Below are 12,749 nucleotides of genomic sequence, written 5' to 3'. Positions count from 1 at the left end.
TTATCGCCCCTGCTTGGTGCGGGAGAAATCGGATTCTTCGGTCGGATCCACCCCCGCATCCAGGGCATCCCACAGAACGCGGGTTGAATCTGGATTCTCCGCGAGGTCCTCCTCCGCGTCCGCGCGGCGCACCTCCGGGGTCTCGTAGCGGCTATGTCCCTTGGATTCCTGGCCGGGTCGCAGAATCAGGATCGCACCACCGATCACACCGATTGCCGCCGCGACAAGCACCAGCACGATGCCCAGCGAGTGCACATCACCGCTGATCACTCGCGCCCATTCGGAGATCTGCACCGGGTCGGATTCCTTTTGCGTGGCCGCGCCGCTTCGCAGCAGGCTCTGCGCGCGAGCCAGGTCCACGTCGCTGCTTAGAAGCTGCACTGCGCGGAAGCTGGCGGTGGCCGCCAGCGCGACGATCACCACACCCAGCACCCGCCGGACCATGGGCTGCACCGCCATCGAGAGGATCAGCGCGGCCACCATCGCCAGCGCCAGCGGCACCAGCGCGGGGTCCCACACGGATCCCACGAGCTCCTTGGTGGAGGCCCCGGCCTTGTCGTCGTCGACGGCCACGGTCACGAATTTCAGGCGGCTCGCGCCCCACAGGCCCGCCGCGCTCAGCACCACGCACAGCAGCGCGATCTGCCGGATGCGCTTGGCCTTCTGCGTTACGTCCCCTTTTATGTCCTCTGCCGTGCTCTTGCTCACTGCTTCTCCCCTGCGTTCTTCATGGTCTCCGCCGCAGCAACCGCCCGCAGCACCGCCGCGGCCTTGTTGCGGGTCTCCAGGTCCTCCGCCTCCGGGTCGGAGTCCGCGACGATTCCTCCGCCGGCCTGGACGTACACGGTGCCGTCCTTGTACAGCCCGGTGCGGATGGCTATGGATTGGTCGGTGTTGCCGGAAAAGTCGAAGTAGCCGACTGTGCCGCCGTACACTCCGCGGCGCGTGTCCTCCAGCGTGTCGATGATCTTCAGCGCCGAGGGCTTCGGCGCGCCCGACAGGGTCCCGGCCGGGAACGTCGCATTGAATGCATCCACCGCCGTCTTCCCCGCGGCCAGCTTGCCGCTGACACCGGATACCAGGTGCATCACCGCCGAGTAGCGCTCCACGTGGCGGAAGTCGTGCACTTCCACCGTGCCGGGCTCGCTGACCCTTCCGAGGTCGTTGCGACCCAGGTCCACCAGCATCAGGTGTTCGGAGTTTTCCTTCTCGTCGTTGACCAGCTCGCGCTCGAAGGCGAAGTCCTGCTCCACCGTCTCGCCGCGCGGCCTGGATCCGGCGATGGGGAACGTCGTGACATTGCCGTCACGGACCTGCACCAGCGATTCCGGGGAGGAGCCGATGATGTGGAACGCGGTGGCGTCAAAACCCTCGGTAGGCACGTTAACCAGGAACATGTAGGGCGAAGGGTTCGATACCCGCAGCATGCGATAGATGTCGATCGGGTCGACGTCGGTCTCCATTTCGAAGCGCTGCGAGAGCACCACCTGGAAAGCATCGCCGGCCTTGATGTGCTCCTTGACTTTGCCGATGCGCTCGCGGTGGTCGTCGTAGGTGCGCTGCCTGCGGTACTTAGGTGTGGGGGTTTCGAAGGTAGTGACGCCCCCTGCCACGCCTGTGGCCAGCCGTTCCACCATGGTGTCTAGACGTGTGACTGCCTCGGCGTATGCCTCGTCCACGCGCTCGTCGGAGTTATCCCAGTTGATCACGCTGGCGATCAGCCAGATGGTGCCCTCGTAGTGGTCGACGACGGCCATGTCCTCCACCAGCAGCTGCACCATGTCGGGAATGTTCAGGTCGTCGGTGCAGGTGTCCGGCACATTTTCGATGTAGCGGATCATGTCGTAGCCCATGTAGCCCACCAGGCCGCTGGTCAGCGGTGGCAGTCCGGGCATCGGGGCGGTCTGCAGGTGTGCCAGCGTGTTGCGGATCGCATCTAGCGGGTCGGTGCCCTCTGGGATGTCCACCGGAGGCTGGCCGATCCAACGTGCCGCGCCACCATCCACGCCACCCTTGGCGGTCAGCGCGCAGCGGGCTCCGGTGCCGATGAAGGAGTAGCGATCCCACGACTGGCCGTGCGCTGCCGATTCCAGCAGGAACGTGCCGGGTCGGCCGTCGGCGAGCTTCCGGTAGGCGGACAGGGCGGTCTCCCCATCGGCGAGGACCTTGCGAACCACGGGCACCACGCGGTGGTTGGCCGCGAGCTCGCGGAAGGTCTCAAGGCTTGTCAGGTCGCCGATGGACTTGCTGGAAGTGTTGTCACCCATGTCTGACATGTTAGGCCAAGCGGTCGGCGTCAAAACAAGTGCGGTCGCCGGTGTGGCAGGCCGCGCCGGTCTGCTCGATCTTCAGCAGCACCGTATCGCCGTCGCAGTCCAGGCGCACCTCTTCGACGCGCTGGGTGTGGCCGCTGGTCTCGCCCTTGATCCAGTAGGACTGGCGCGACCGGGACCAGTAGGTGCCCTTCTTGGTGGCCAGGGTGTGAGCTAGGGCGTGGTCGTTCATCCACGCCATCATCAGCACGTCACCATTCGTGATGTCCTGGACGATGGCGGGCACCAGGCCGTCTGCGTTAAAGCGGACGCGCTCGGCGATGGCGCGGTCTAGCTCGTAGCTTGCCGGGTCTGTGTTGGAGTCTGCACTGCTCACAGCCGTACCTCGTAGCCCGCATCGGCCAGGGCCTGCTTGACCTCGCGGATCTCGACCTCGCCGAAGTGGAAGATGGAGGCCGCCAGCACGGCATCCGCGCCGGCCTCCACGGCGGGCGGGAAGTGCTCCGGGGCGCCCGCGCCGCCGGAGGCGATGACGGGGATAGAGACGGCCTTGCGCACGGCCTGCAGCATCTCGATGTCGAAGCCGGCCTTGGTGCCGTCGCCGTCCATGGAGTTCAGCAGGATCTCCCCCACGCCCAGCTCCTCGCCCTTGCGGGCCCACTCGATGGCATCCAGCCCGGCGGATTTGGTGCCGCCGTGGGTGGTGACCTCAAAGCCGGAGGGGTACTTGTCCGCCTCCGCGGGGTCTTTCACGCGGCGGGCGTCCACGGACAGGACGATGCACTGCGCGCCGAAGCGTTGGGAAAGTTCGCGCAGCAGCTCGGGGCGGGCGACAGCCGAGGAATTGACGCTGACTTTGTCCGCGCCGGCGCGCAGCAAGGCGTCTACGTCCTCCTCGCTGCGCACTCCCCCGCCGACGGTCAGCGGGATGAACACCTGGTCGGCGGTGTGGCGTACGACGTCCAGCATGGTGCCGCGCCCGTCCTTGGAGGCGGATACGTCCAGGAAAGTCAGCTCGTCGGCGCCCAGCGCGTCGTAGCGCTTGGCCAGCTCGACGGGGTCTCCAGCATCGCGCAGGCCCTCGAAGTTCACGCCCTTGACGACGCGGCCGTTGTCCACGTCCAGGCACGGGATAACGCGCACGGTAACACTCATCGGATGCCCCCTCGGTCGCGGATCTCCTGGGCGTTGCGGGCGGCCGTGCCGATCGGCACGGCCTGAATGTGCTGGAGGATGGTGGCGTGCACCTCCGGCTCGCCTGCGACCAGGCCGGAAACGCCCGGGCGCCACGGGTTGCCCGCGAAGTCGGTGGCAACGCCACCGTTTTCCTCCACTGCGAGGATGCCCGCCGCGTTGTCCCACAGGTTCGGGCTGAAGGTGACCGTACCGCCGAACACGCCGGCGGCGGTGAAGGCCAGGTCGATGCCCACCGAGCCGGTGACGCGCATGCGCGGGTAGGACTTTCCGATCTCGTTCAGCATGTCCTGACGATAGGAAATCGGCAGGTTGCCGCGGCGCTGCGACAGGATGGAGCCGAAGCTGATCTGCGTCACTCCCGGATCCGACGGCGGCATGGCGCGGGCCGGGTGGCCGTCCACCAGCAGCCCCTCACCGCGACGGGCGGTGATGCGCTTGCCCAGTAGCGGCATCTCGGTGACGGAGACCATGGTCTGCCCCTGGTGCACCAAAGAAACGAGAATGCAGGCAAAAGGATTGCCCACCGCGTAGTTGGCTGTGCCGTCGATGGGGTCCACGACCCAGAAGGTCTCCGGCAGTTCCTGGTCCCCGGCTTCGAGCGACTTGCGGCGCGGGCCGTCCAGGCCGTCCGCCATCGCGTCATTAGGGTTCGGCTCGGTGATGTTCTCCCCCGGGATCTCGCCGGGGCGCACCGTGCCGAACTCCTCGCCGTGCACGGGCAGGCCGGTGTATTGCGTCAGCAGCGTGCGCAGCTGGCGTTCGACACTCAGGTCCGCCTCGGTGGCGAAGTCGCCGGGGGACTTGATTACCTCCGGCTCCGCGCCGACGGCGGCGGTAAACGTCGTCTCGGCCTCGTCCACCGCCGCCTCGGCGATGGCCAGCAGCGAGCGGGTATCCAGTTCCTCCGGGGACAGTCCGTGGAAGGCTGTCATTAGTTGTCGCTCCCCCTTGCCGTTTCCCGGGCCGCTTCCAGGGCCTCCTCCAGGGTGAACTTGCCCGCGTACAGTGCCTTGCCCACGATCGCGGAGTCCACGCCCTCGTGCACCACAGCCGCCAGCGCGCGGATGTCGTCCAGGCTGGAGATGCCACCGGAGGCCACTACCGGCGCGTCGGTGGCAGCAGCCACCTCACGCAGCAGGTCGATGTTCGGGCCGTTTAGCATGCCGTCGCGGCTGACGTCGGTGACCACCAGGCGGGAAACCCCTTGGGAATCCAGGCGCTCCAGTACCTCCCACAGCTCGCCGCCGTCGGAGGTCCAGCCGCGGCCGCGCAGGCGCCACTCGCCGTCGACCTCGCGGGTGTCCAGGCCGATGGCCACCTTGTCGCCGTAGCGGGAGATGACGGACTCGCACCAGTCCGGATCCTCCAGCGCAGCGGTGCCGATGTTCACGCGGCGGCAGCCGGTGGACAGAGCGCGCTCCAGCGACTCGTCGTCGCGGATGCCGCCGGACAGCTCCACGTTCACGTCCAGCTGGCCGGTGACCTCCTTCAGCAGCTCGAAGTTGCTGCCCCGGCCGAAGGCTGCGTCGAGGTCCACCAGGTGGATCCACTCCGCGCCCGCGTTCTGCCAGGCCAGGGCGGCCTCGATCGGTGCTCCGTAGCTGGTTTCCGTGCCCGCCGCGCCCTGTACTAGGCGGACGGCCTGGCCGTCGGCTACGTCGACGGCGGGAAGCAGGGTCAGAGCACGGGAATTATCAGTAGAAGCCATAGGGAGAATCCTAACGTGTATCGAGGTCGGCGACGATTAAATCAATGAAAACTAGTGCTATTTCTAGAGCTAGAGCGTGTCCACCCAGTTCTGCAGTAGCTTTAGCCCCGCATCGCCGGACTTCTCGGGGTGGAACTGCGTGGCCCACAGCGGGCCATTTTCCACGGCTGCGACGAAGCGGCTGCGGCCGTGGGTCGCCCAGTGCACCAGTGGCGGCTCGGTACGCCCGTCGGTCAACAGCTCCCACTCCTGCACACCATAGGAGTGGACGAAGTAGAAACGCTCGGACTCCTTGATCCCGGCGAACATCTTCGTCGGTTCGGCAGCTGGCTTGCCCAGCGCGCTGGCCGACGAACCATCGCCGACCCCCACGGTGTTCCATCCCATGTGCGGCAGCACATCGGCATCCAGCTTCTCCACGGTGCCGGGCCACTCGCCCATGCCCTCCGTAAAGGCTGCCTCCCCCGCGCCAGCTTCTCCCGTGCCTTCCGCGAACTCCACTCCCCGGTCGAAGAGGATCTGCATTCCCACGCAGATGCCCAGCACCGGGCGCCCGCCCGCCAGTCGCTGACCGATCAGACGGTCCCCATACACGCTGTGCAGCTGCTTCATGCACGCACTGTAGGCTCCCACACCCGGCACTAGCAGCCCGTCGGCCCGCTGTACCGCCTCCGGGTCGCGGGTCACCTCGACCTCGGCGCCTGCCCTTTCAACCGCTCGCTGGGCGGAGCGTACGTTTCCGCTGCCGTAGTCCAGGAGGGCGACATGTGGGCGTCGAGAAGAAAGAGAAGAATTCATAACTGGTTATCCTAGCCGGACTTACCGGAGCGCAGTTCACGCCGTCGGACTCGACGCAATGTTTCGCGCACATTGCCGTACTCGGCGACGCGGTGACGCCCCACAATCCGGTCGAGGATAGCCACAACGAAACCAAACGCGGCGACCACCCCGGCGGTGATGAAGGCCCCCTGGTAGGTCAGCGCACCGGCCACAAAGCCCAGCAGGATCGCGCCCACACCGGTGCCCCCGTCGAAGGTCATATTCCACAGCGCCGATGCCTTGGCGGACTCGGCCCTGGGCAGGCGGTCAAAGAGCATCAGCAGCGCCTCGGTCTGGTTGATGCCGAAGCCCGCGCCGAAGAACGCAGCCGACAGCAGCGACCAGAGCAGCAACACCCCGCCCGTGGGGTGCACGGCCAGCATGATCGCCGCGGAGGCCAGTCCCACCACGCACAGCACCAGGCCCAGCGCGTTCAGGCGACCCGGCTCGCCCACGCGGTCGGCGTACCAACCGCTGAACAGGCGGGAGCCGATCTGCATCAAGCCCACCACGCTCAGCGCCAAGCCGGAGATGGTGGCGGCCACTGCCACGTCGATCTCGCCGGCGGCGGGCGCCAGGAACGTGCTGAACCCGGCGAAGCCCACGGCGGCCGCACCGATGGAAAGCCCCGGCACGGTGGCCAGCTTCCACGTGGCCACGCGCGGCGCCTCCGGCGTGTAGTCCGTCTGCGAGGTTGCATTGTCGGGAATATCGGCGGCCACACCGGGCGAGTTCTCGCGCTCGACCTTCGGCAGCTGCAGCGCAGCCAGGGCACCCACGGCCGAGTACAGCGCCGCGGCCGAGCACACTCCGACCAGGCCGAAGCTGCCGTAGAGCCACATACCCAGCGGGAAGCTAATCAGCTGTGTCACACCCACCGTCGCGCCGAACACGCCAGAGGAGCGCCCCACCAGGCGCGGCGGCACCAGCTCCGCAATCAGCGCGGCCTCCGTCACCGTCACCGCACCGAAGCCCACGCCGCGCACGGCGGCGATGGCCAGCACCGTCACCGCGGACATGTCGGCCACATACGCCAATGCCGGGAAGCCCAGCAGCAGCGCGGCACCCAGCATCACGGGCGCATAGCCCACGGCGCGCAGGAGGCGCGGGGTGAAGGCCTGCGTCAGCACGGTGGCGGCCATGAACACGCCCGTGGACAGGCCCGCCACGCTATCGGTTCCGCCCCCATCGATCACGGCCAGGGGGATGACCGGCAGGAGTAGCGCCCAGCCACCGAACGCACAGAAGACCGACACCAGTGTGGCGATAAGGCCGGGGGCCTTCCACACGGAATCGATCTTTTCTAGTTCTTCAATGGTCAGCGCCTTCGGGCGCGCCATTACAGTGTTCCCTTGGTCGACGGAACCCCGCCCACGCGCGGGTCGTCCTCCACGGCGGCGCGCAGCGCGCGGGCCACGGCCTTAAACTCCGCCTCGGTGATGTGGTGCGGGTCGCGGCCGTACAGGCAGCGCACGTGCAGGGCAATGCGCGAGTTCAGCGCCAGGGTCTCAAAGAAGTGCTGGTTGATGACGGTGGCGTAGTGCCCACCGATCACCGCGCTGAGCATCTGCTCAGGCTCCCCCACGCCCACGTAGTACGGGCGGCCAGACACGTCCACAGCAGCGTGCGCCAGCGTCTCGTCCATCGGGATGAAAGCATCGCCGAAGCGGCGGATCCCCGCCTTGTCGCCCAACGCCTGCGCCAGGGCCTGCCCCATGACGATGGCGGTGTCCTCGACGGTGTGGTGCGCGTCGATCTCCACGTCGCCGCGGGCGTGCACCTTCAGGTCGAAGGAACCGTGCGCGCCGAGGGCGGTCAGCATGTGGTCGAAGAACGGCACTCCCGTATCGATGTCGGTCTTGCCGGTTCCGTCCAGGTTCCACTCGACCTGGATGTCTGATTCTTTGGTGGCGCGCTGGGCCTTCCCGATGCGCGGGGTGGGGTTCGTGGCCACGGTGGCTTTGCACCTACCTCTCTGGTCTCGTTCTCTAAAAGCTCTTGAAACGTCTGTCTAATGTGTCTAATCGTCCATCATCTTGGCGGCGGCGGCAAGAAACGCATCGTTTTCCTCCGGCAGTCCAATCGTCGCGCGCAGCCAGCCTGCCACACCGACGTCGCGGATCAGCACCTCTTGGTCCAGGAATCGCTGCCACACCGCGGCCGAATCGCCGACGTGGGCAAAGCCGCCAAAGAACACGAAGTTCGAGTGCGAGTCGATCACGTCGTAGCCCAGCTCGCGCAGGCGGGCAACCACTCGGTCGCGCTCCTGGCGCAGTTTCGCCACCGTCTGCAGCGTGGCCGCGGAGTGTTCCAGCGCCACTTCCGCCGCTGCCTGCGACAGGGTCGCCAGGTGGTACGGCAGGCGCACCAGCATCACGGCCTCGATAAACGCCGGGTGGGCCACGAAGTAGCCCAGCCGCCCGCCGGCGAAGTCGAAGGCCTTGGACATGGTGCGGGAAACCACCAGCTTCGTCGGGTACTGCTCCAGCAGCCCCACCGCGCTCGGCTCGTCGGAGAACTCCGCGTAGGCCTCGTCCACAATCACAATGCCGGGGGCTGCCTGCAGGATCCGCTCGATGTCGGCCAACGGTGTGCTGTTGCCCGTGGGGTTGTTGGGCGTCGTAATAAAGATGACGTTCGGCTGGCGCTCGTCGATGGCGGCGAGTGCCTCGTCCACGTCGATGTCGAAGCGGTTCTCGGCGCGGCGCTCGACCGTAACAAACTCCGTCTGCGTGCCCGCCGCCAGGATCGGGTGCATGGAGTAGCTCGGCACGAAGCCCATCGCGCTGCGCCCGGGCCCACCGAAAGCCTGCAGGAGCTGCTGCAATACCTCGTTGGAACCGTTGGCTGCCCATACCTGTTCTTTAGTGACGCCCACACCCGTCTGCTGGCTAACGTACGCCGCCAGGGCCTCGCGCAGCCCCACTGCGTCGCGGTCGGGATAACGGTTCAGCTGCTTGCCCAGCTCCGCCACGCGGCGGGCGATGCCCTCGACAATCTCCGGCGACGGCGGGTAGGGGTTCTCGTTGGTGTTCAGCTGGTTGGCTACGGAAAGCTGCGGGGCTCCGTAGGCGGACTTGCCGCGCAGCTCCTCGCGCAGTGGCAGGTCGGCCAGGGAGATCTGGTTGTTCTGCTCGGCCATGGTCTAGACCTCCGTTCCGTTGGTGTTTGCGGTGCTGGTGCGTGCACTGATGGCTTCACCGTGGGCGGGCAGCCCCTCGGACTTCGACAGGGTGATTACCGTGTCGGCCACGCCCCGCAGGCCTTCCTCGTTGTAGTCGATGACGTGCACGGACTTCAGGAAAGTCAGCGTGGACAGCCCCGAGGAGTGCCGCGCCGTCCCGGAGGTCGGCAACACGTGGTTGGAGCCAGCGGCATAGTCTCCCAGCGGTACCGGGCTGAAGCGGCCGATGAAGATCGCGCCGGCGTTGGTGATCTGCGCTGCTACCCCGTGGGCGTCCTCGGTGTGGATCTCCAGGTGCTCGGCGCCATAGGCGTTCGCCGCGCGGATGCCCGCGGCGATGTCGTCCACGAGCACCACTCCGGACTGCTGTCCGCTCAAGGCCTCGGCGACGCGCTCGGAGTTTTCGGTGATGTGGTAGCGCTCGTTCATCTCCGCCACAACCTCGTCGGCCAGCTTCTCGCTGTCCGTAATCAGCACGGAGGCCGCCATCGTGTCGTGCTCCGCCTGACTAATCAGGTCGTAGGCGATCTCCACCGCGTTGGCGCTCTCGTCGGCCAGCACGGCGATCTCTGTCGGGCCCGCCTCGGAGTCGATGCCCACCACAGAGCGGCACAGCCGCTTGGCAGCGGTGACGAAGATGTTGCCCGGGCCGGTCACCATATCCACCGGCTCCAGCTCCTCGCCGCCTTCTGCCGCGGAGCCGTGCGCGAGCAGCGCCACGGCCTGCGCACCACCGACGGCCCAGACCTCGTCCACGCCCAGCAGCTTGCAGGCCGCCAGCACGGTCGGGTGCGGCCAGCCGCCCTCCTGCGGCGGGGAGGCCACCACGAGGGACTCCACCCCGGCCTCCTGGGCCGGCACGACGTTCATGATCACGCTCGACGGGTACACCGCGTTGCCGCCCGGCGCGTACAGGCCTACGCGCTGTACGGGGATGAAGCGCTCGGTCACAATGCCGCCCGGCGCGACCTCCACCTGCGTATCTTCGGGCCGGATGGCGGAGTGGAATGCACGCACCCGCTTGATGGCCTCTTCGAGTGCAGCGATGACATCTGCGGCCAAAGTCCCCACGGCGGCGTCAATAACCTCGGCAGGAACCCGCACCGAATCCGGGGTCACGCCATCGAAGCGCTGCCCGATCTCCAGCGCCGCGCGTGCCCCGCCCTCGCGCACCTGGTCGACGATCGGTGCGACGGTGGGGATCACCGAGTCCACGTCCGTGCCACCGCGCGGCAGCCGATGGCGCAGCTCGGCGGTAGTCGGGGCCTGACCCCGCAGATCGATCCGGCTAAAGTCCAGCTGGGCGCTAGTCATCGTGTACGCAGCTTCCTTACTGAATGATTATGTGCGGTTATGTACTCGGCTAAAGTTTACGCCATGGCCCAGACACTCCTTTCACTGCTCCGGGACAGCCGCACCGCCGCGCAATCGGGGGCTTCCGCGGCGACGAGTTGGCGCCTGGCCAGCGACTTCGCCCGGCAGTACTGGCTGGCCACTCCCGACGAGGTGCCGGACGAGCTGATGGGCGAGTTCTACAGCATGCGGGCCAGCGCCGCGGATCACCTGGGTTTTGCCGACGAGGCCATCGCCGCCTTGCGAGATCTGCGGGTTTGGGCGCGCAGTAACGACGATCACGCGCTAGCGCTGGAGGCTTTGGCGCTGCTGACTCACCAGTCGCTGACTCTTCAGGAGCGCCCCGGCACCTTGGCCGAGCTGCATTCACCGCGCGAAATGTTGGCACAGCTGGCCCAGGGCTTCGCCGACTTTCGCCCGGACCCGGATTCCCCCACCCTCGCCGAGGCCCCGCACATCACCCACCGCGACCTGCCCAGGTCGATCGCCGCGCGGTTGACCTCGGCCGCTACGACGGGCTTTGCTGTGGCCACGAATCTTTCTGGTTCTTCTGATGACGCTGATAATGACGCCACAGCCTTCGACTTCGCCGACACCTTTGCCCAACTCGTGCGGAGGTTCGGCTCGAAACCCCCGAGCACGGCCGACCGCCAGCTGTGGTTCGCGCAGGAGGCCTGGTTCCGCGGGCGGCGCGAGGAGGCCTACGACCGGGTGACGGCGCTGATCGACCGGTTGGAGGAGGATTCTCTGCTGGGCGGCAACACAGACGCGCAGATAGTTTCCCTCTACGAGGCGCACGACATGCTGGCGCACTTCGAGATGTTCCGCGCCACCGAAAGCGTCGGCGATGATTCCTCCCTGGCCGCCGTGGCGGATCACTGGAAGGAGTGCGTGCGCTTGGCCGGGAAGCTGGACGCGGAGGTCATCGCCCTGCAGTGCGCAGGCCTGGCGGCGATGGCCCTGCTTGGCGAGGGGCGCGAGGGCGAGGCCTGGGAGCTCGCCAGCGCGGAGCTGGCCGCCACGGAGGGCTGCCCCCTATCTCCCGCCATCCTGAACCTGCGCTACACCCTGGCAGAGGCGGCCCTGAACTGCGGACTTTTTGAGGAAGCCCTGGCGAACGCGCGCCTGGTGGCGGAGTGGTCGGAGTTCAGCGCCGACGACGAGCGCACCATCGGCGGCTATTCCATGGCGCTGGTCGCCGCCGCGGAGCTGGGCTACGCGGAAATAGCCGCAGAACTCGACGAGCGCCGACGGGCGGCGCTGGAACGCTGGGAAGCCTAAAAAGCCAGGACCCTAGTCCAGGCCGATGTCCAGCGCCCGCACGCTGTGGGTCAACCCGCCCACGGCCACGGACTCCACGCCCGCGGCGGCGTAGTCCCCGGCGACGTCCAGAGTGAGCCCGCCGGAGGATTCCAACAGCACCTGCGGAGCCAGCTGGTCGCGCAGCTCCACGGCCTTGCGCGTGTCCTCCACCGTGAAGTTATCCAGCAGCACCTGCGGCGGGCGAGCCTTGCCCTCCGCCAGCAGGTCGGAGAGCTGATCCAGGGTATCCACCTCGACCTCTACCCACGTGGTGGCGTCCTCCCCCAAGAACTCCCGCACCCGGGCATACGCCTCGGCTGCATTCGAGAGCTCCACGTGGTTGTCCTTGACCATCACCTGGTCGCCCAGGTTGTAGCGGTGCGGGTAGCCACCACCGTGGACGATCGCGCGTTTTTCCAGCATGCGCATGCCGGGCAGGGTCTTGCGGGAATCGCGGACCTTGCAGCCGCGCGGGCTGGTGGCCGTGGCCTCGACCGCATCGACCCACGCGCGGGTCTGCGTGGCGATGCCGGAGGCGTGGCTCAGGATGTTCAGCAGAGTGCGCTCGAGCATGAGGATGTGCTGGATCTTGCCCTCCACCCGGGCAACCTCGTCCCCGGCCTCCACGCGGTCACCGTCAGCGACCAGCGGGACGAGCTCCACGTGCCGCTCGTCCGCGACCTCCGCGACGATGGCCAGCGCATCCAGCCCGCTGATCACACCGGCCTGGCGGGCGCGCATGACCTTCGTGCCGGTAGCGTCGGCGGGTACGGTCGCCAGGGTGCTGACGTCCGCGCCGTCGCCGAAGTCCTCCTCCAACGCGACCTTCGCCATGCGCAGATACGCTGCGCGGATGCGGGTGGGATCGGTCAGCTGTGCCGGGTAGGGAAGTTCCACTGCTTGCTCTTCCACG

Annotated in this window: 13 protein-coding genes; 1 reads left to right on the top strand and 12 read right to left on the bottom strand. The window is 67.3% G+C overall.

Annotation, left to right across the window (positions count from 1 at the left end; translation table 11 throughout):
• The 11 genes from HMPREF3166_RS09555 to hisD form a co-directional block, all read right to left on the bottom strand.
• Positions 1-708, bottom strand: a complete 708-nt coding sequence (locus HMPREF3166_RS09555; RefSeq protein ID WP_083293867.1) for a TIGR02234 family membrane protein — start codon at positions 706-708, stop codon at positions 1-3.
• On the bottom strand, positions 705-2,276 hold the full coding sequence (locus HMPREF3166_RS09550; protein WP_070489066.1) for an anthranilate synthase component I: 1,572 nt from the start codon (positions 2,274-2,276) through the stop codon (positions 705-707). The genes HMPREF3166_RS09555 and HMPREF3166_RS09550 overlap by 4 nt, the downstream gene beginning before the upstream one ends.
• Position 2,277: 1 nt before the next feature.
• A complete protein-coding gene (gene hisI / locus HMPREF3166_RS09545) occupies positions 2,278-2,649 on the bottom strand; it encodes a phosphoribosyl-AMP cyclohydrolase (protein ID WP_035005420.1) in 372 nt (123 codons plus the stop codon).
• Entirely contained in the window at positions 2,646-3,428 is a 783-nt protein-coding gene (gene hisF, locus HMPREF3166_RS09540; RefSeq protein WP_070489063.1) for an imidazole glycerol phosphate synthase subunit HisF, read from the bottom strand. Before hisF ends, hisI begins: the two co-directional genes overlap by 4 nt.
• Positions 3,425-4,402, bottom strand: coding sequence for an inositol monophosphatase family protein (locus HMPREF3166_RS09535; RefSeq protein ID WP_070489060.1), 978 nt, complete (start codon positions 4,400-4,402; stop codon positions 3,425-3,427). Before HMPREF3166_RS09535 ends, hisF begins: the two co-directional genes overlap by 4 nt.
• Positions 4,402-5,178 carry a bifunctional 1-(5-phosphoribosyl)-5-((5-phosphoribosylamino)methylideneamino)imidazole-4-carboxamide isomerase/phosphoribosylanthranilate isomerase PriA gene (gene priA, locus HMPREF3166_RS09530; protein ID WP_035005422.1) on the bottom strand — a complete coding sequence of 259 codons (777 nt, stop codon included), beginning with the start codon at positions 5,176-5,178 and terminating at the stop codon, positions 4,402-4,404. Before priA ends, HMPREF3166_RS09535 begins: the two co-directional genes overlap by 1 nt.
• Positions 5,179-5,247: 69 nt before the next feature.
• A complete protein-coding gene (hisH, locus tag HMPREF3166_RS09525) occupies positions 5,248-5,976 on the bottom strand; it encodes an imidazole glycerol phosphate synthase subunit HisH (protein ID WP_070489057.1) in 729 nt (242 codons plus the stop codon).
• 11 nt (positions 5,977-5,987) lie between these two features.
• Positions 5,988-7,337, bottom strand: coding sequence for an MFS transporter (locus tag HMPREF3166_RS09520; RefSeq protein ID WP_049049451.1), 1,350 nt, complete (start codon positions 7,335-7,337; stop codon positions 5,988-5,990).
• Positions 7,337-7,951 (bottom strand): imidazoleglycerol-phosphate dehydratase HisB, encoded by a 615-nt coding sequence (gene hisB / locus HMPREF3166_RS09515; protein ID WP_005295849.1) that lies wholly within the window; start codon positions 7,949-7,951, stop codon positions 7,337-7,339. Before hisB ends, HMPREF3166_RS09520 begins: the two co-directional genes overlap by 1 nt.
• Before the next feature lie 66 nt (positions 7,952-8,017).
• Positions 8,018-9,139 (bottom strand): histidinol-phosphate transaminase, encoded by a 1,122-nt coding sequence (locus HMPREF3166_RS09510; protein ID WP_011273392.1) that lies wholly within the window; start codon positions 9,137-9,139, stop codon positions 8,018-8,020.
• A gap of 3 nt (positions 9,140-9,142) precedes the next feature.
• Entirely contained in the window at positions 9,143-10,495 is a 1,353-nt protein-coding gene (gene hisD / locus HMPREF3166_RS09505; RefSeq protein ID WP_070489054.1) for a histidinol dehydrogenase, read from the bottom strand.
• 63 nt (positions 10,496-10,558) lie between these two features.
• On the opposite strand from hisD, the gene HMPREF3166_RS09500 reads away from it, so the two are divergent.
• Positions 10,559-11,815, top strand: coding sequence for a hypothetical protein (locus HMPREF3166_RS09500; protein ID WP_246816987.1), 1,257 nt, complete (start codon positions 10,559-10,561; stop codon positions 11,813-11,815).
• Positions 11,816-11,827: 12 nt separating this feature from the next.
• Here HMPREF3166_RS09500 and nadC read toward each other — a convergent pair whose 3' ends face one another.
• The gene (gene nadC / locus HMPREF3166_RS09495) at positions 11,828-12,748 is read right to left on the bottom strand and encodes a carboxylating nicotinate-nucleotide diphosphorylase (RefSeq protein WP_070489047.1); all 921 of its coding nucleotides are present in this window, start codon (positions 12,746-12,748) and stop codon (positions 11,828-11,830) included.
• Position 12,749 lies beyond the last annotated feature (1 nt).

Source organism: Corynebacterium sp. HMSC08A12 (genome assembly GCF_001807485.1).
Lineage (GTDB): Bacteria > Actinomycetota > Actinomycetes > Mycobacteriales > Mycobacteriaceae > Corynebacterium > Corynebacterium evansiae.
This window is presented reverse-complemented; position numbering and strand designations above follow the sequence as displayed.